This is a genomic window from Candidatus Pelagibacter sp. PS_40 (assembly GCF_059417765.1).
On record NZ_CM182064.1, the window covers coordinates 65262 to 81019 of the forward strand.

The following is a 15758-nucleotide window of genomic DNA, read 5'->3' on the forward strand; positions in this document are numbered from 1 at the left end:
ATTTTGAACTATTTACCCTGAGGTTTTTTTTGAGTAGATGACACTGTAAGGTTTTTACGTCCCTTATCACGTCTTCTCTTAATAAGTTTCTTCCCACCTTTAGTTGCCATCTTTGATCTGAAGCCATGCTTCTTAAGACGTTTTCCAACTTTAGGCTGATATGTTCTTTTCATAGGATTTATTTAAGTTTTTTTAAATTTCGCCCTTTATAGTAATTATATGTATAAATAGCAAATAGAAGATTTTATAATACGACCAATAAATTATGGAAAAATCAAAAAAAGTTAAGATAACTTTAGGTTTATTTTATCTTCTAGTTGTTTCATCATTTTTATACTTTTTTTTATCAAAATTCACCCTTGAAGAATTAACAAGCTATGAATTTATTAAAAACAATAGAGATTATTTTTTTGGATTAAAACAAACTAATTTATTTTTAATTTCTTTAATATTTTTAACAGCCACAATTATTTGGGTTGTGATGGCTGGATTTGGTTTGCCAGTTGCACTCTTAGCAGGGTTTATTTTTGGCAAGTGGCTTGGAACGATTATTCTAATAATTGGAATGACTATTGGTGCAACAATTTTATACATCATTGGAAATTATTTTTTTAAAGAAATTATTAAAGAAAAGTTTTTAAATAGATTTAAAAATCTAGAAGTAAAATTTAAAAAATCAGAATTTATTTATCTTTTAGCTTATAGATTTATTGGAGGCATTCCTTTTGCATTATCAAATGTGTTACCTTGTATTTTTAATGTTAGAGTGAGTAATTTTTTTTGGGCAACATTAATAGGATTAACTCCACCACTATTTTTAGTTGTTTCAATTGGAAGTGGACTTGAAAAAATCATAGAACAAAACTTAGAAGCTCCTAGAATCATTGATTTGATATATTCACCAGATATCTACATTCCAATGATTGCTTTTGGAGCTTTATTAGTAGCTGCAATTGTTGCTAGAAAAATATTCTACAAAAAATAATCTGGTGCCCCCACCAAGAATCGAACTTGAAATTTATCCTTACCATGGACATGTTATGCCATTTAACTATAGGGGCTAATTTGTTATTTTATTGAAGTATTTCTATAATAAATCATTTTTTCAAAAAATTGCCTTAATTTTTTTCATATAATGATTTATACCTACGGAGGAAATTTTATGGGCATTCATTACGATTATAAATCTACTAAAGGCAATAAGCTTATGGAGAAGCAGGCAAAGAGAGAAAAAAAGCTTGCTGAAAAAAAAGCAAAACGTGAAGCTAAAGAGGGACCAAAAGTTCAAGAAGAACCAGAGAAAACTTTAGATGCATCAAAGCCTATCACTTTAGATTTTTTAACTAATCCAGACAAATAATGAATGATAAAGAAAAAAATGAGAAGTTAAGTCTGGCTCTTAGAAAAAATTTAAAAAAAAGAAAAATTTTTCAAAAAAAAAATAAGAAGAAAAGTAAATAATGTCAGTACTTTCTGATAAATCTATAAGGAAGTTAGCAGTTGAGCAGTCAATGATTTCTCCTTTTATAGATAAGCAAGTCAGGGATGGTAAAATTTCTTATGGACTTAGTTCATTTGGCTATGATGCAAGAGTAGGAGATGAATTTAAGATATTTCATAATGTTAATTCTTCTATCGTTGACCCTAAGGAGTTTAGTTCAGATAATTTTGTAACCAAAAAAAGCTCTGATTATATTATCATTCCTCCTAATTCTTTCGCTCTTGGAACTACTATTGAAGTCTTTAAAATACCAAGAGATATTATGTGTATTGTTGTTGGTAAGAGCACATATGCAAGAACAGGAATCATAGTTAATGTAACTCCAATTGAATCTGAGTTTTTTGGAACAGTTACTCTTGAGTTTTCTAATACCACACCGCTACCTGCAAAAATTTATGCAAATGAAGGTGTTGCACAATTTTTATTTCTAAAAGGAGATCAGTCTCCTGAAACTTCATACGCTGACCGTAAAGGAAAATATATGGGTCAAACTGGAGTAACTTTACCAAAAGTATAATCATGAAAAAATTGGAAGTCTTTGGGGCAGCAAAGCTCAAGGGACAAATTAGAATTTCAGGTTCTAAAAATGCATCCCTTCCTATTTTAGCTGCAACATTATTATCAAATAAAAAGATATCTTTAACAAACCTCCCAAGGGTAAAAGATATTGAAACAATGATACTTTTATTAAAGTCATTAGGTTCAATTATTGAAGATAATAAAAAAGAATTGATTATCAAAAATACCAAGCAAACAAAAACTTTTGCAGCTTATAGTTTGGTTAAAACTATGAGAGCAGGAATATTAGTTTTAGGACCATTACTTGCTAAATTTGGTAAAGCAAAAGTTTCATTACCTGGCGGCTGCGCAATAGGGACAAGACCTGTTGATATTCATTTACAAGCTCTATCAAAACTTGGAGTTAAATATAAAATTATCCAAGGTTATGTGCATGCTAATGCACCCAAAGGATTAATAGGAGCAAATATAAAATTTCCTAAAGTTTCAGTTGGTGCTACAGAAAATTTAATTATAGCCGCATGTTTAGCTAAAGGAAAAACAACTTTATCAAATTGTGCGATTGAACCTGAGATTAAAGATTTAGTTAATTTTTTAATTAATATGGGGTGTAATATTAAGTGGACTGCAAAGAGAACGGTTAGAATTGAAGGAGTGAACAATCTTAAAGGATTAGATTACTCAGTAATGCCGGATAGAATAGAGGCTGGAACTTATTTAATAGCTGCAGCATTAACTGAAGGAAATTTGAAAATTACTGGAATTGATCCTAAGATAATAAGTACAGAAATTAATATCTTAAAAAAAGTAGGATCAAAAATTACATTAAAAAAAAATGAAATCCTTATTCAAGGAAGTAAAAAGATTAAAAATATAAATATTAAAACATCTCCTTATCCAGGGTTTCCAACAGATTTGCAGGCACAAATGATGGTATTATTATGTAAGGCTAATAAAAGATCTCATATTAAAGAAGAAATATTTGAAAATAGGTTTATGCACGTTGCAGAGCTTAATAGAATGGGAGCTAAAATTTCTATTAATGGAAATCAAGCAAGCATAGAAGGAAATATCAAATTTGAAGCAGCAGAATTAATGGCCACAGATTTAAGAGCCTCTGTATCTTTAATTCTTGCAGCTCTTGCAGCTAAAGGAAAATCAGTAATTAATAGAATATATCACCTTGATAGGGGCTATGAAGATATAGAGAAGAAATTAAAAAAAGTAGGGGCTAAAATTAAGAGAATTAATTAATGGATAAAAAATATTTATCAAAAATTATAGCTACAGATAATGAGGGATTACAAGTAATCTCAGCATGTTGCTCTGGAGCTGAAGTTAAAGTTAATGAAATTAAGTATCTTCAGAAAAACAAAGTTTTTCTATTATCATTAAAAAGATCTAAAGTAGAAACGGAAGAACAAGATAAAAAAATTACTAGTATTTGCAAATTTGAATTTGTAGATAGAGTTAAATCTAAAAATATTAAACAAAACGACCCTGAGGAAAAATTAGAGTTAATTGGGATGGATTATTTAAAAAATAATGACAATTATGAGATAAACTTAATGTTTACAAACAATGCATATATTACATTATCGACAGAAATAATTGAAGTAACTTTAGATGACCAAAACAAAGCTGATTAATGATTAAGATATTAGATAGTAAAAATAAAAACTTTGATAAAACTTTAGACGCATTACTGTCTAAACGAAAAAATAAAGTCCAACTTAATTCAGTTTCAGTTATTAAAATTATTAAAGATGTTAAGAAAAATGGAGATAAAGCTATTTTAAAGTATGAAAAGAGATTTAATAAAAATAGTATTATTGCCCCAAGCATAAAACAAATTAATAGAGCTATTCAGTCTTTAGATCAAAAAGTTAAAAAGGCAATCGATCTTGCTTATGATAGAATTTATAAATTCCATTCATTACAAAAATTTAAAAACATTTCTTATACAGACAAACTAAAAAATAAATTAGAGTATAAATACGTACCTATTGAATCAGTTGCAATTTATGTACCTGGTTCAACAGCTTCATATCCTTCCAGTGTTTTAATGAATGCAGTACCTGCAATTGTTGCTGGAGTGAAAAGACTAGTTATGGTTAATCCAGGTCAAAAAGGTAAACAAAATCCTGCGGTATTATATGCTGCTAAAAAATGTAAGATTAAAGAGATTTATTCAATTGGAGGACCATCTGCTATTGCAGCTGTTGCATATGGTACTAAGAAAATCAAAAAAGTTGACAAAATTATTGGCCCTGGAAATTCTTATGTAGCTGCAGCAAAAAAAGAAGTATTTGGAGATGTTGGAATTGAAGGAATGATTGCAGGTCCTTCTGAAGTGACAATTGTTTGTGATAAGTTTTCAAATCCTGAATGGATAGCGAGCGATCTAATAGGTCAAGCAGAACACGATAACCTTGCTCAATGTATTTTAATTTCAAAAGACAAATCAATTATTAAAAAAGTTAATTATGAAATTATCAATCAATTAAAAGAATTGCCTAGAGCAGTGATTGCAAAAAATAGTCTACTTAATAATGGAATTTTAATTCATATGCCGTCTGACCAAAAAATTATTAACACAGTAAATAAAATTGCTCCTGAGCACTTAGAGCTTAATACTAAGAACTATAAAAAGGTAGTGAGTAAGATTAAAAATGCAGGATCTATCTGTTTAGGAAAATATGCTGTAATGGCAATGACAGATTATAATGTTGGCTCTAATCATGTATTGCCAACCAATTCCTCAGCAAGATATTCAAGTGGAGTTAGTGTTAATGAATTTTATAAAAGAATTTCATATATAAACCTATCAAAAAAAGGGATTGAAACCCTTGGTCCATCAGTTATAACACTTGCAAACTACGAGGGTTTAGTGGGACACGCTAAGTCGGTAGAAAAAAGAATTAGGAGAAAATAAATTTGTCAAAACAAGAAATGCTGTCGTTCTCAGGAATTGTTGAGGATTTATTACCAAATGCAATGTTTAGAGTAAAATTAGAAAACGGCCATATTGTTACAGCTCATGCTGCAGGCAAATTGCGTAAGAACAGAATTAGAGTACTTCAAGGTGATAAGGTTCAAGTCGAAATGACACCTTACGATTTGACCAAAGGTCGTATCACTTTTAGAGGTTAATATGGGGCCCTGTAGCTCAGTTGGTAGAGCATCGGATTGAAAATCCGTGTGTCACTGGTTCGAGTCCAGTTGGGGCCACCACCACCTCCCTTAAAAATCTAAAAAATTATTGAAAAAATAAAAGAAATAAAATAACTTTTTTATATAAATAATAAAAGGATGAGTAAAAATGAGCACACTAAAAGGAACAGTAAAGTGGTTTAACGGTAAAAAAGGTTTTGGCTTTATTGAAAGAGAAGATAAAGAAAAAGATGCATTCGTTCACGCATCAGCAGTAAAAACTGCAGGTATGCGTTTTTTAAACGAAGGTGATAAACTAGAATTTGAGATGGAGGATGGCCCGAAAGGCCCTTCAGCTGTAAATTTAAAAAAAATAGACTAGTTCTTAAACTTCAAAAATCTAAAAGGGCGTTTAATCCTTAAAAATAAGGTTAACGTCCTTTTATATTTAGGTGTTGAAAATTATTCTTAATTGTCTAAAAGACTGATCATGATTATAAATATTACATACAGAGAGACTTCAAGAAGTACTCACAGACTTTGTTTCCATAGCCTTTAGGCTATTTATTTATAATATAATTTTAAATCCACACAAAAATAATATAAACACAAGGAATGCCTGCGTAGTATAACGGTTAGTACGATAGTTTGTGGAACTATAGGATTTGGTTCGATTCCAAGCGCGGGTACCAAAAAGATGAATAAAGAAAATAAACTAATTCCTGGGTTACCCTCAGGATTTGAAGATCGATGGGGCAAAAAATTAATTCTCAAGAAAAAGTTAATTAATACTATTGAAGCTAATTTTGTAAAATTTGGTTTTGGTGCTCTTGAAACGCCTTCATTTGAAATTTCAGAGAACATAGGATCATTTCTTGCAGATGATGATAGTAATCCTATGTCTGACGTATTCTCATTCAAAGATGGGGAGAAAAATATTACACTTAGATATGATTTATCAAGTCCACTAGCTAGATTTGTTGCTCAAAATAATCAGGAATTACCCTTACCTTATAAAAGATATCAAATGGGTGATGTCTGGAGAAACGAAAAAGCGGGTAATGCTCGTTATAGAAGCTTTTTACAATGTGATGCTGATATAGTTGGTAACGTTAACCCAGCCCAAGCAAATGCTGAACTATGTAATTTGATTGCAAGTACACTTCTTGCCTGTGGTTTAAAAAAAGATCAGTTCGTTGTTAACATTAGTAATAGAAAAATTGTTCAAGGTTTAATTGAAGACCTTAAAATATCCGATGATAAGAAGATAAAGGTTATGAGAGCAATAGATAAATTAGATAAGCCTGGCTTTGGTTTAAGAGGAGTTGAAGATTTATTAAAAGAAGAAAGAGTAGATGCAAGTGGAGCTGTTACAAAGGGTGCTAACTTAACAGATGATCAAGCTTCACAAATAATCAATTTCTTAAAAGTAAAAGATTTAAAAGAATTAAAAGAAAATTTAAAAAATCCTTTATCTCAAGAAGGAATTAAAGAATTAGAAGATTTATTAGAAATAGTAAGTTATGGAGATTATTTAGATCAAATAAAGACAAACTTTACAATTGTAAGAGGGCTTGCTTATTATGATGGGTTTTGTGTTGAAACCAATTTAAATTTCAAAGCAAAAAACAGCAAAGGTAAAGAAGTTGATATAGGAAGTATTTGTTCAGGTGGACAATATAATAAATTAATTTCAAGATTTAAGGGAGTTGATATTCCAGGAACTGGAATGAGCTTTGGTGTTGACCGATTATTATTTGCAATGATGCAACTTGATCAAATTGAAGTGGATGAAAAAAAACCAGTCATTATTTGTGTAATGGACGAAAAGTATTTAAAAAATTATTATGAGATTTTAAAAGTTTTAAGAGATAATAATATTAACTCTGAAATATTTTTAGATAGTAAAAAAAATTTAGGCAAACAATTAACGTACGCAAATAAAAAACAATGCCCGGTAGCTGTTATTTGTGGTGAAAATGAATTTAAAGATAATACGATTACTTTAAAAAACCTTTTAGGAGTTAAAGGTGAAAACAATCAGTTAACGTTCCCAAAAGAAAATTTAATTAATGAAATCAAAAAATTTATCTGAAAAAATTCTTAGATCGGTTAAATCTAAAGGATTTAAATATATTGATTTACCTTCAGTAATTGAGGCCAATCATATCGTTCAACGATCTGGGGAAAATTTTAGAAAGTTTATTTTTTCATTTACTGATCAAAATGGTAGTGAGCTTTGTCTTAGACCCGATCTAACTATTGCATCATGTTTAAGATACTTAGAAAATAATCTTAAAGGAAAAGAGAAAATATTTTATAGCGGTCAGGCCTATAGAAAATCAAATAATAAAAGAGATTCTATTATTAGAGACCAAGTTGGCTTTGAGATTATTGGCTCTAAAGATGAAAAGAAAGATGATAAGGAAATTATTAATACAGCCTTAAAATCTCTATCTAATTTACAATATTCATCAGGAACTTTAAAAATTGGTAACGTTGAGATTTTCAATTTATTAATTTCAAAGCTAGATATCCCAAAAAGATGGAAATTAAGACTTTCAAGACATTTTTGGAGAGAAGAATACTTCAATGACTTATTAAAAAGATTAGAGACAAACTCTGATGTAGACCCAACGATTGTTGAAGTTGATAAAAAGAGATATTTAAAAATGTTAAAAGATAATCAGCAAACAATAGTTGCTGGACGATCAACTGAAGAGATTTTAAAGAGATTTGATAACAAGATTAAAGATCCAAGAAGAGCTAGTAGAGGTAAAAACGTTTCAAAAATTATTAAAGAGTTTTTAAAAATTAACTGTCCAATAGGACAAGCTGCTGAAAACCTTAATATTTTTTTTAAAAAAAATAAAATTAATTTAGTTGTGGATCAAAAATATTTCCCAACTTCATTAAATAAAATTCAAAAATTAAATGTAGAGTTCTCAGCGTCTTTTGGGCGTCAATTAGAATATTATACAGGCATGGTATTTAAAATCGATATTAAATCTAAATCTAAAAATATTAATGTAATCAATGGTGGAAGATACGACAAACTAATTTCAGACCTTGGATCTAAAAAACAAGTTCCAGCAGTAGGAGCTGCTTTAAATTTAAACTACTAATGACAAAAAATATTATTAATATTGGAATTCCAAGTAAAGGTAGATTGAGAGCTGATATCTTAAAGATATTTAAAAAAAATAAATTAAATTTAGTCTCAGAAAGAGGTGAAAGAGATTTATTAGGATCTATTAAAAACTTAAATAATGTTAAAGTATTATATCTTCATGCAAGAGAGATAGTTGAAAGACTTGGAGATGGCTCTTTAGATCTTGGCTTTTCTGGATTTGATTTATTAAAAGAAAGTGAAGTAAATATTCAAAAAAAGATAAGTGTTGTTAAGAATTATGGATTTGGTAAAGCAACATTGGTTGTTGCTATCCCAGACCCTTGGATTGATGTTCAAACAGTTGCTGATTTAGAAGAAATTGCTTTTGAATTTAAAGATAAAAAGAAAAAAAGATTAAGAGTGGCAACGAAATATCCTAATTTAACAAGAGAGTTTTTGTTTTCAAAAGGAGTTACTCAATTTAAGTTAGTTAGTAGTTTAGGTGCAACTGAAGCATATCCTTTTACAGGGTCATCTGAAATTATAACCGATATTACTTCATCTGGTGAAACTCTGAGAGCGAATAATCTTAGAATTCTTAAAGATGGCGAAATTTTAAAGTCAGAAGCCTGCATGATGGCTTCAAAATCTTCTTTAAAAAATAGTCTAGTTAAAAAATTAGTTAAGCTACTTTCTAAGTAGAGTATCCTTAACGTAAATTAAAATAATCTTAATAATATCAAGGTTTCTAAGTACTGCATAAGCCGTAACTATAGTTCCTGTAATAAGTAGTATTTTTAATACTAAGATTAATTCCATAGAGACAGTTTTAAATAATTACATATATAAATCAAATTTTTACTATAAAATATCTCATAGAATCATGGACATAATTTTATTAACAGTTTTAGTCTTATTACTAGGAGTTGCTTTAGCAATCCTTTATCTGAACTTAAGATCTAAGCCAAAAGATGAGAGCGAAAATAAAGAAGCTGAAGAGATGGCCAATTTAAAGATAGAAATTACTTCATTAAAAGATACCTTAAATACTACTATTAATACTTCACTTGGTTCAATGTCGACTTCATTTACCGCTCTATCAACTGGGGTGACTAAAGATATGACAGAAGCTTTAACAAAAGTTGATGAAAAAGTAGGAAACTTCAACAGTCAGGTCGAATTATTAAATAAAAGCCAAGAAGGTATAACAAAAATTTTAGCTGGAGTTAAAAAATATGGAACTCTTGCGGAGTTTTCATTAGATGCACTGATTAAAGACTTATTACCTGCTTCTCAATTCATGACTAACGTTAAGATGAAAGAGGACACAAGTGAAAATGTTGAATTTGCAATTAAGCTTCAGGGTGATGTTTTAGTACCAGTAGATTCTCACTTTCCAGTAGAAAAATTTAAAGCTATTACCGATGGTTATGACGCGGATGATAAAAGAGCTGTTGCAGATGCAAGAGCAAAATTAGCGACTGCATTTAAAGCTAAAGCTAAAAGTGTTAATGAAAAATATATTGTTCCACCAAAGACAACAGATTTTGCAATAGTTTATGCACCGACTGAAAGTTTATATAAAGAGCTAACTGAATACCAAGATCCAACTACTAAAGAGTTATTAACTCAAGAATTAATGAAAAAACATAAAGTTGTAATCTGTGGTCCAAATACTCTTTCTGCTTATTTACAATCATTACACATGGGCTTTCAATCTCTAAAAGTTCAAAAGGGCGCAACTGAAATTTACGATCATCTAAAAACAATTAGCTCAAGATTTGGAAAACACTTTGATAATATAATTGCTCTTAGAAAAAAATTAGAAGAAGCAATGATTGTTGTTGATAAGTTTGGAACAGATGCAAGATCGATCAGCAGAAGCCTAGAAAATATTAAAGATCCCGAACAAGTTGATAAAGCTGTTCAAACAGAAAATGTAGAAAAATTTGTTGACCATTCAAAACAAGCCAAAAATTAATTTCATTTTTCCTTCAATACCCCTTATAACAAACTATATGCAGTGGAATAATAAATTTACTTATCCAAAATCTATGAGATCAATGGTTAGTGGCTCAAGAATGTATGCTGTAAATCAAGAAAAACTTCCATCAGTAACTTCCATATTACAAGCAACACAAAGTGAAGAAAAAAAAGCATCTCTTGCAAATTGGAAAGCAAGAGTGGGCGCTGCTGAAGCTAATAGAATTAAAAATGATGCTTCAAGTAGAGGAACATCGATGCATTCTCATTTAGAAAAATATTTATTAGGTCAATTAAATTTAGAGCTATTAGAAGAAGAGGCTAGTAAATCCAAAAAAATGGCAGATGAAATTATTGAACAAGGTATAAAAGGAAAATTGTCAGAAATTTATGGTACTGAAGCAACATTATATTATCCAGGAAAATATGCGGGTACATGTGATGCTTGTGGAGTGTACGAGGGACAAGAAACTATCATTGATTTTAAACAGTCCAACAAACCGAAAAAAGAAGAGTGGATTGAGGACTATTACCTTCAATTAGGGGCTTATTCATTAGCTCATAACGTTGTTCATAACTCAAATATCACTCAAGGAATTGTCCTGCTATGTACGGTTGATAATTTATTCCAAGATTTTAGAATTCAAGGTGTTAAACTAGAAGAATATCAAAATAAGTTTTTAGAAAAAGTCGAACAATACTATCACCAAAGGAATATGAACTAATATGAACCTTGCAATATGGGATATCGAATCTAGTAGCGCTAATACTTCATGGGGAAGCATTATTGAAGTAGGTGGCATTTTAGTTGACCCAAATTTTAAAGAATTAGATCGTTTTAATTTTAGATGTAGATTGCCAGAAGGAGAAGTTCCTCAAGCAATGGCTTTAATAGTTAACAAAACTAGCGTTGATTTATTAACCAAAGGAAATTTAAGTCACTACCAAATGTTATCTCAGTTAGAAGCAACATTTAAAAAATGGAGCCCAGCAATGTTTATGGGTTGGTCAAATATTGGCTTTGATGATGAAATGATAAGAAATGAATTCTTTAGAGGAATTAGATATCCTTATATCACTAACGCAACTCCTAACAAAAGACATGATGGTTTAAACATTGCAAGAGGCGCTCATGCAGTAGATGAAAGTGTTGTAAAAACTGAAATAAATGCAAAAGGGAATGCGGTCATGAAACTAGAATCGTTAGCTAGAATGAATGGTTTTGAATCAAGTGGTGCTCACTCAGCTTTATTTGATGCAGAACTAACCGTTAAGGTTTTAGGATTAATTAAAAAAAATCAGCCTCAAACTTGGGATACATTTTTAAGAACAGCAAACAAGAGCGATACAGAAACAATATTTAAAACAGAAAAAATGTTTACATTAGCTGAATATCATTTTGGTAAAAATTATAGATTTGTAGTTGCACCACTTCACCCAAAACATTGTATTCACCCAATCTATCAATGGGGCCAAGCTTTTGACCTTAAAATTGATCCTATTCCATTATTTGATATGTCAATTTCTGAACTTAAAAGTGCTATTAAAAAATTAAAGTTTTTAAGAACTATACGATCAAATAAAGCTCCTATAATTCTAGACGCAAGTTATGGACTACAAGTTGAACCATATAGTAATCTTGATCCTGATCTAATTAAAGAGCGTGCAAAATTAGTAAACAGTAATGAGAGATTTTCTCAAAATGTTTTAACCGCATTACGAGAAACAGCTGAAGAAAAAGCACAATTCGATTCACAAGTTGATTTACTGGCAGAAGAGACAATTTATAAAAAATTTACTCCTCAAAAAGATACAGCTTTATTTCCAAAATGGCATGCAGCTTCTTGGAAAGATAAATTAATATTATTAGATAAATTTGAAGACGAGAGAATGGTAAGCTTTGGAAAAAAGATAATATATCAAGAATCACCTGAGACACTTCCACCTGATATGTTTAAGACTATTAAGCGTGGAATAGCCGAAAGAATATTAAGTGATGAAAAAGAAAAATGGTGGACATGCAAAGAATTTTATTTTGAGTGTGATAATTTAAGAGATAGATATACCAACGAAAAAGATGAGAAAAAGCTGAAGTTTCTAGACGAAATTAATGAGTTCGTAGAAGGTATTCAAAAAAAATACGAACAAGCATAATAAGTCTCTGTTAATTAACTAAAAAAATCATTTTTTACATATTGAATAAATCTAATAAGAATTTATATATGAAATATGCTTATTGATTTTAAAGACGAAGAATTTGAAACAAAAATTAAGAATGAAGATATCTCTGTAGTTCAATTTTCTGCAGAATGGTGTGCTCCGTGCAAGAGCCTTAAACCCATCATGGATAAGTTTTCAGATAGCTACAAAGATAAAGCAAACTTTTATTATGCTGACATAGAAAATGGTGGAATTAACACAGGTTCAGCTGCTGGTGTAAGAGGTGTACCTACTGTTATTGTTTACAAAAAAGGTGTTGAAGTAGACAGAAAAGTTGGTGGAGTTGCTGAAAGTCAAATGAAAGAATTTCTAGATAAGAATATCTAGTTTAAGTTTAAAACTTCTCCTGCAAGATACAAAGAACCTGTAATTAAAATAATATCATTTTCTTGAAGATCAATTGAGCTAATTGCTTCCTCAATAGAATTTTTATAATTAATATTTTCAAAATTTTTAATTTTCCCTTTAAGTTCACTTCCCTTAATAGCATTGGGTTGATTTGGAATGTCAATTGTTGTTAATGATTTAATATCTTTAAAGTAACTCATATATTCATTGTGGTCTTTGTTGGCCATCATTCCTAAAATAATATGTTTGTTACAATTTAGACTTTGAAGATATTCATTTAATACCTTTGCACCAAGTGGATTATGAGATCCATCAACAAATAATAAATTATTACTAGTTAAATCTTTTAATTTTCCAGATTTTAACTCTTGTAGTCGTGCAATACTTTCTATTTTAGTAATACCACTCTTAATATGTTCATCAGTTATTTTATATTCTGTTAATTGTCTAGCAGTTGCAATTGCTGTAGAGACATTTTCTAATTGAAATTCTCCAGGCAAATTAGGTTTTGGAAGTTTAAGAGCACCAAATTCATCTTCAAAATAAAAAAAATTATTTTCTTTTAAGGTAAAATTATAGTTTTTATTAAAGATTATTTTTTTAGAAGAGTTATCTTTAATTGTATCCTCAATACTTTTGTTAATTTCATTTGAGCTTTGTTTTGCAACTACTATTTTAGAGTTTAACAAAGTGGATGTTTTCTCAAATATTATTTTTTCAACTGTTTGCTCTTCTTTTGGAAGCCAGTCTAAGTGATCCAGACCAATAGCTGTTACAATAGTAGCTAAGTTTTTTTTTAAAATATTGGTTGCATCAAATCTATGAAATAGACCTGACTCAATTAAGTTAATGTTTTCAGGGTATTTCTTTGCATAATGAAAATAAGCTACAGTTAAAATTTCAAAGAAAGTGATTTGTGTTTGATTATTCGCTTCTTCTACTTCAGAAAAAAGATTGGCTAATTCATCATCTGTTAGAGGCTTATTGTTAAAGACAAATCTCTCATTAATTTTTTGAATGTGAGGACTGGTATAAATATTACATTTATAATCAGCCTCTTTTAAAATTGCATAAAGTGCCTGGATAGTTGAAAATTTTCCGTTCGTGCCAACAATAGAAATGCAGTTAATTTGATCTTGAGGATTGCCTAATTTTTCTAAAAGATTTTTAGTTCGATCTAGACTTAGATCAATCTCTTTAGGATGCAGCTTTTGTAAGCGCTCTACTATCTTCTGAAGTTTCATTTTCTGATGAATTTATAGCAGAATTTTTCTTTAACAATATTGATAATAATGATCCAATTTTTTCTCTTAAGTCTTTTCTCTCTACAATTAAATCTACAAAGCCAGTTTTTTCTACATACTCACTTCTTTGAAAGCCTTCTGGTAACTCTTCTCTTACAGTGCCTTGAATTACTCTTGCTCCTGCAAAAGCTATAAGAGCTCCTGGTTCTGCTAAGTGCAGATCACCTAACATTGCATATGACGCTGTAATACCACCAGCAGTTGGATCAGTTAGAACAACAATATAGGGTAAATTATTTTTCTTTAGTTCGTTAATTGCAAGTGTCGTCCTTGTCATTTGACTTAAAGATATAAGACTTTCCATCATTCTCATTCCGCCACCAGAAGTAAACACTACAAAGGGTTGTTCATTTTCTATTGCATGTTGAATTCCGTATAAAAAAGCTTCACCTTCTGCAGCACCAATTGAGCCACCTACAAAATCAAAATCAGATGCAATTGCTGTGATTTTTAAATTTAGAATATTAGTATTAACAACCATCATTCCACAATCCATGCCAGTTTTTTTTCTAGCAGCTTTTAATCTATCTTTATAAGGTTTTGCATCATTCCAATTTAAAGGGTCATCTTGAGGAATTGGAGTTTTTAAAACTTCATAATTATTTTTGCCAAATATAATGTCAAATCTCTGACGTGGGCTTATTCTGTGGTGTTTGTTACAAGATGGGCAAACCCATAAGTTTTCTTCTAAATCTTTTTTTAAGATTGGCCCCTTACAACATGAGGTCCAGTCACTATTAGCTATCTCTGTTTTGGTTGCACGTGCTTTAATGATGGTTTTAATCTTTTCACCAAATCTTAAAGTTTTTTTAATCCAATTCATGCTATTTTTTTTCTTAACTTTAACACAATATTAGTTACATTTGTGACAGGATTTTGGCGTTTTTTAATAGAATTTGATATTTCTTTACATAAAGCACTGCCAACCACTAATCCATCAGCCTTTCTTAAAGATGCTATGGTTTTTTCAGTGATCCCAAAGCCTATTACAATATTCTTATTCTTGTTAAGTTTTTTAATTTTACCGTAACGCTCTAAAATTTTTTTAGGCGAAACCTTTAGCTTGCCACCAGTTGTTGAGAGCATACTGATATAATAGACCATATCATGTGAGTCTCTTATAATTTTTTTCATTCTGTCCAGAGACGTAGTAGGAGATACTAATTGAATAAAACTAATATCTTTTTTCTTACATTTTTTTGCAAATTCTTTATTTTCTGGATAAGGAAGGTCAACAACAATTAATCCATCTACTCCTACTTTTTTACAAATATTTATAAAGTTATTATCTCCATATTGATAAATCATATTATAATAACCCATCAATATTACGGGTTTTGATTGTTTTGATTTTTTAAAATTTTTAACTATTGAAAAAACATCTTTAATTTTGATACCATTTTTCAAAGCTCTATAAGCGCTTGATTGAATCTGTCCACCATCTGCAATTGGAGTGTTATGAGGAAATCCTATTTCGCAAATGTCAGCATATTTTGCAATTGATTTTAATATCTCAAGAGACTTCTTTTTAGTACTATCTCCAGCTACTGTGTAAGTTAGTAATGCAGGTCTCTTTTCAGTTTTTACTTTTTTAAATGCTAAGTTGATTAATGACATC

General features: G+C 29.9%; 20 protein-coding genes and 3 tRNA genes. 17 read left to right on the forward strand and 6 right to left on the reverse strand.

Annotated elements, in window-relative coordinates:
* Nucleotides 1–8: 8 nt before the first annotated feature.
* Nucleotides 9–173, reverse strand: a complete 165-nt coding sequence (gene rpmH / locus AC5SLW_RS00325) for a 50S ribosomal protein L34 (RefSeq protein WP_006997435.1) — start codon at nucleotides 171–173, stop codon at nucleotides 9–11.
* 92 nt (nucleotides 174–265) lie between these two features.
* On the opposite strand from rpmH, the gene AC5SLW_RS00330 reads away from it, so the two are divergent.
* The gene (locus tag AC5SLW_RS00330; RefSeq protein ID WP_011281734.1) at nucleotides 266–985 is read left to right on the forward strand and encodes a TVP38/TMEM64 family protein; all 720 of its coding nucleotides are present in this window, start codon (nucleotides 266–268) and stop codon (nucleotides 983–985) included.
* 2 nt (nucleotides 986–987) lie between these two features.
* On the opposite strand, the gene AC5SLW_RS00335 is transcribed toward AC5SLW_RS00330, so the two are convergent.
* Nucleotides 988–1061, reverse strand: a tRNA-Thr gene (locus AC5SLW_RS00335).
* 101 nt (nucleotides 1062–1162) lie between these two features.
* Here AC5SLW_RS00335 and AC5SLW_RS00340 point away from each other — a divergent pair.
* From AC5SLW_RS00340 to hisG, 12 genes are all read left to right on the forward strand, one after another.
* A complete protein-coding gene (locus tag AC5SLW_RS00340; RefSeq protein ID WP_006997433.1) occupies nucleotides 1163–1360 on the forward strand; it encodes a hypothetical protein in 198 nt (65 codons plus the stop codon).
* Nucleotides 1361–1460: 100 nt separating this feature from the next.
* Nucleotides 1461–2018: a dCTP deaminase gene (gene dcd / locus AC5SLW_RS00345; RefSeq protein ID WP_006997431.1), complete on the forward strand. Its 558-nt coding sequence runs from the start codon at nucleotides 1461–1463 to the stop codon at nucleotides 2016–2018.
* 2 nt (nucleotides 2019–2020) lie between these two features.
* Nucleotides 2021–3274: a UDP-N-acetylglucosamine 1-carboxyvinyltransferase gene (murA, locus tag AC5SLW_RS00350; protein ID WP_271745978.1), complete on the forward strand. Its 1254-nt coding sequence runs from the start codon at nucleotides 2021–2023 to the stop codon at nucleotides 3272–3274.
* Nucleotides 3274–3669, forward strand: a complete 396-nt coding sequence (locus tag AC5SLW_RS00355; RefSeq protein WP_006997429.1) for a DUF2948 family protein — start codon at nucleotides 3274–3276, stop codon at nucleotides 3667–3669. The genes murA and AC5SLW_RS00355 overlap by 1 nt, the downstream gene beginning before the upstream one ends.
* On the forward strand, nucleotides 3669–4955 hold the full coding sequence (hisD, locus tag AC5SLW_RS00360; protein ID WP_027306790.1) for a histidinol dehydrogenase: 1287 nt from the start codon (nucleotides 3669–3671) through the stop codon (nucleotides 4953–4955). Before AC5SLW_RS00355 ends, hisD begins: the two co-directional genes overlap by 1 nt.
* 2 nt (nucleotides 4956–4957) lie before the next feature.
* On the forward strand, nucleotides 4958–5173 hold the full coding sequence (infA, locus tag AC5SLW_RS00365) for a translation initiation factor IF-1 (protein ID WP_006997427.1): 216 nt from the start codon (nucleotides 4958–4960) through the stop codon (nucleotides 5171–5173).
* Nucleotides 5174–5178: 5 nt separating this feature from the next.
* Nucleotides 5179–5254: transfer RNA gene (locus AC5SLW_RS00370), tRNA-Phe, on the forward strand.
* Nucleotides 5255–5342: 88 nt separating this feature from the next.
* Nucleotides 5343–5555 (forward strand): cold-shock protein, encoded by a 213-nt coding sequence (locus AC5SLW_RS00375; RefSeq protein ID WP_006997426.1) that lies wholly within the window; start codon nucleotides 5343–5345, stop codon nucleotides 5553–5555.
* Nucleotides 5556–5790: 235 nt separating this feature from the next.
* A tRNA-His gene (locus AC5SLW_RS00380) sits at nucleotides 5791–5865 on the forward strand.
* A gap of 5 nt (nucleotides 5866–5870) precedes the next feature.
* Nucleotides 5871–7268 carry a histidine--tRNA ligase gene (gene hisS, locus AC5SLW_RS00385; RefSeq protein WP_011281738.1) on the forward strand — a complete coding sequence of 466 codons (1398 nt, stop codon included), beginning with the start codon at nucleotides 5871–5873 and terminating at the stop codon, nucleotides 7266–7268.
* Nucleotides 7246–8298, forward strand: coding sequence for an ATP phosphoribosyltransferase regulatory subunit (locus AC5SLW_RS00390; protein WP_494575191.1), 1053 nt, complete (start codon nucleotides 7246–7248; stop codon nucleotides 8296–8298). Before hisS ends, AC5SLW_RS00390 begins: the two co-directional genes overlap by 23 nt.
* Nucleotides 8298–8987 (forward strand): ATP phosphoribosyltransferase, encoded by a 690-nt coding sequence (hisG, locus tag AC5SLW_RS00395; protein WP_011281740.1) that lies wholly within the window; start codon nucleotides 8298–8300, stop codon nucleotides 8985–8987. Before AC5SLW_RS00390 ends, hisG begins: the two co-directional genes overlap by 1 nt.
* Here hisG and AC5SLW_RS00400 read toward each other — a convergent pair.
* Nucleotides 8973–9104: a hypothetical protein gene (locus AC5SLW_RS00400; RefSeq protein ID WP_269077266.1), complete on the reverse strand. Its 132-nt coding sequence runs from the start codon at nucleotides 9102–9104 to the stop codon at nucleotides 8973–8975. The genes hisG and AC5SLW_RS00400 overlap by 15 nt on opposite strands.
* A 64-nt stretch (nucleotides 9105–9168) precedes the next feature.
* Between AC5SLW_RS00400 and AC5SLW_RS00405 the strand changes: the two genes are divergently transcribed.
* The 4 genes from AC5SLW_RS00405 (at nucleotide 9169) to AC5SLW_RS00420 (ending at nucleotide 12815) form a co-directional block, all read left to right on the forward strand.
* Nucleotides 9169–10266: a DNA recombination protein RmuC gene (locus AC5SLW_RS00405; RefSeq protein ID WP_494575193.1), complete on the forward strand. Its 1098-nt coding sequence runs from the start codon at nucleotides 9169–9171 to the stop codon at nucleotides 10264–10266.
* 37 nt (nucleotides 10267–10303) lie between these two features.
* Complete coding sequence (locus AC5SLW_RS00410) at nucleotides 10304–10993, forward strand: hypothetical protein (RefSeq protein WP_041185804.1); 690 nt, start codon at nucleotides 10304–10306, stop codon at nucleotides 10991–10993.
* Between the two features lies 1 nt (nucleotide 10994).
* Nucleotides 10995–12422, forward strand: a complete 1428-nt coding sequence (locus tag AC5SLW_RS00415) for an exonuclease domain-containing protein (RefSeq protein ID WP_494574092.1) — start codon at nucleotides 10995–10997, stop codon at nucleotides 12420–12422.
* 75 nt (nucleotides 12423–12497) lie between these two features.
* Nucleotides 12498–12815, forward strand: a complete 318-nt coding sequence (locus AC5SLW_RS00420) for a thioredoxin family protein (RefSeq protein WP_011281744.1) — start codon at nucleotides 12498–12500, stop codon at nucleotides 12813–12815.
* On the opposite strand, the gene AC5SLW_RS00425 is transcribed toward AC5SLW_RS00420, so the two are convergent.
* From AC5SLW_RS00425 to trpA, 3 genes are read right to left on the reverse strand one after another with little or no spacing between them, the layout of a single operon-like run.
* Nucleotides 12812–14080: a bifunctional folylpolyglutamate synthase/dihydrofolate synthase gene (locus AC5SLW_RS00425; RefSeq protein WP_494575195.1), complete on the reverse strand. Its 1269-nt coding sequence runs from the start codon at nucleotides 14078–14080 to the stop codon at nucleotides 12812–12814. The genes AC5SLW_RS00420 and AC5SLW_RS00425 overlap by 4 nt on opposite strands.
* On the reverse strand, nucleotides 14034–14963 hold the full coding sequence (locus tag AC5SLW_RS00430; protein ID WP_011281746.1) for an acetyl-CoA carboxylase carboxyl transferase subunit beta: 930 nt from the start codon (nucleotides 14961–14963) through the stop codon (nucleotides 14034–14036). The genes AC5SLW_RS00425 and AC5SLW_RS00430 overlap by 47 nt, the downstream gene beginning before the upstream one ends.
* Nucleotides 14960–15757, reverse strand: coding sequence for a tryptophan synthase subunit alpha (gene trpA, locus AC5SLW_RS00435; RefSeq protein WP_006997416.1), 798 nt, complete (start codon nucleotides 15755–15757; stop codon nucleotides 14960–14962). Before trpA ends, AC5SLW_RS00430 begins: the two co-directional genes overlap by 4 nt.
* Between the last annotated feature and the right edge of the window lies 1 nt (nucleotide 15758).

Excerpts from the sequence above, each read along its gene's own strand:
- rpmH (WP_006997435.1), bottom strand. The coding sequence starts at position 173 with ATGAAAAGAACATATCAGCCTAAAGTTGGAAAACGTCTTAAGAAGCAT.
- AC5SLW_RS00330 (WP_011281734.1), top strand. The coding sequence starts at position 266 with ATGGAAAAATCAAAAAAAGTTAAGATAACTTTAGGTTTATTTTATCTT.
- AC5SLW_RS00340 (WP_006997433.1), top strand. The coding sequence starts at position 1,163 with ATGGGCATTCATTACGATTATAAATCTACTAAAGGCAATAAGCTTATG.
- dcd (WP_006997431.1), top strand. The coding sequence starts at position 1,461 with ATGTCAGTACTTTCTGATAAATCTATAAGGAAGTTAGCAGTTGAGCAG.
- murA (WP_271745978.1), top strand. The coding sequence starts at position 2,021 with ATGAAAAAATTGGAAGTCTTTGGGGCAGCAAAGCTCAAGGGACAAATT.
- AC5SLW_RS00355 (WP_006997429.1), top strand. The coding sequence starts at position 3,274 with ATGGATAAAAAATATTTATCAAAAATTATAGCTACAGATAATGAGGGA.
- hisD (WP_027306790.1), top strand. The coding sequence starts at position 3,669 with ATGATTAAGATATTAGATAGTAAAAATAAAAACTTTGATAAAACTTTA.
- AC5SLW_RS00375 (WP_006997426.1), top strand. The coding sequence starts at position 5,343 with ATGAGCACACTAAAAGGAACAGTAAAGTGGTTTAACGGTAAAAAAGGT.
- hisS (WP_011281738.1), top strand. The coding sequence starts at position 5,871 with ATGAATAAAGAAAATAAACTAATTCCTGGGTTACCCTCAGGATTTGAA.
- AC5SLW_RS00390 (WP_494575191.1), top strand. The coding sequence starts at position 7,246 with ATGAAATCAAAAAATTTATCTGAAAAAATTCTTAGATCGGTTAAATCT.
- hisG (WP_011281740.1), top strand. The coding sequence starts at position 8,298 with ATGACAAAAAATATTATTAATATTGGAATTCCAAGTAAAGGTAGATTG.
- AC5SLW_RS00400 (WP_269077266.1), bottom strand. The coding sequence starts at position 9,104 with ATGGAATTAATCTTAGTATTAAAAATACTACTTATTACAGGAACTATA.
- AC5SLW_RS00405 (WP_494575193.1), top strand. The coding sequence starts at position 9,169 with ATGGACATAATTTTATTAACAGTTTTAGTCTTATTACTAGGAGTTGCT.
- AC5SLW_RS00410 (WP_041185804.1), top strand. The coding sequence starts at position 10,304 with ATGCAGTGGAATAATAAATTTACTTATCCAAAATCTATGAGATCAATG.
- AC5SLW_RS00415 (WP_494574092.1), top strand. The coding sequence starts at position 10,995 with ATGAACCTTGCAATATGGGATATCGAATCTAGTAGCGCTAATACTTCA.
- AC5SLW_RS00420 (WP_011281744.1), top strand. The coding sequence starts at position 12,498 with ATGCTTATTGATTTTAAAGACGAAGAATTTGAAACAAAAATTAAGAAT.
- AC5SLW_RS00425 (WP_494575195.1), bottom strand. The coding sequence starts at position 14,080 with ATGAAACTTCAGAAGATAGTAGAGCGCTTACAAAAGCTGCATCCTAAA.
- AC5SLW_RS00430 (WP_011281746.1), bottom strand. The coding sequence starts at position 14,963 with ATGAATTGGATTAAAAAAACTTTAAGATTTGGTGAAAAGATTAAAACC.
- trpA (WP_006997416.1), bottom strand. The coding sequence starts at position 15,757 with ATGTCATTAATCAACTTAGCATTTAAAAAAGTAAAAACTGAAAAGAGA.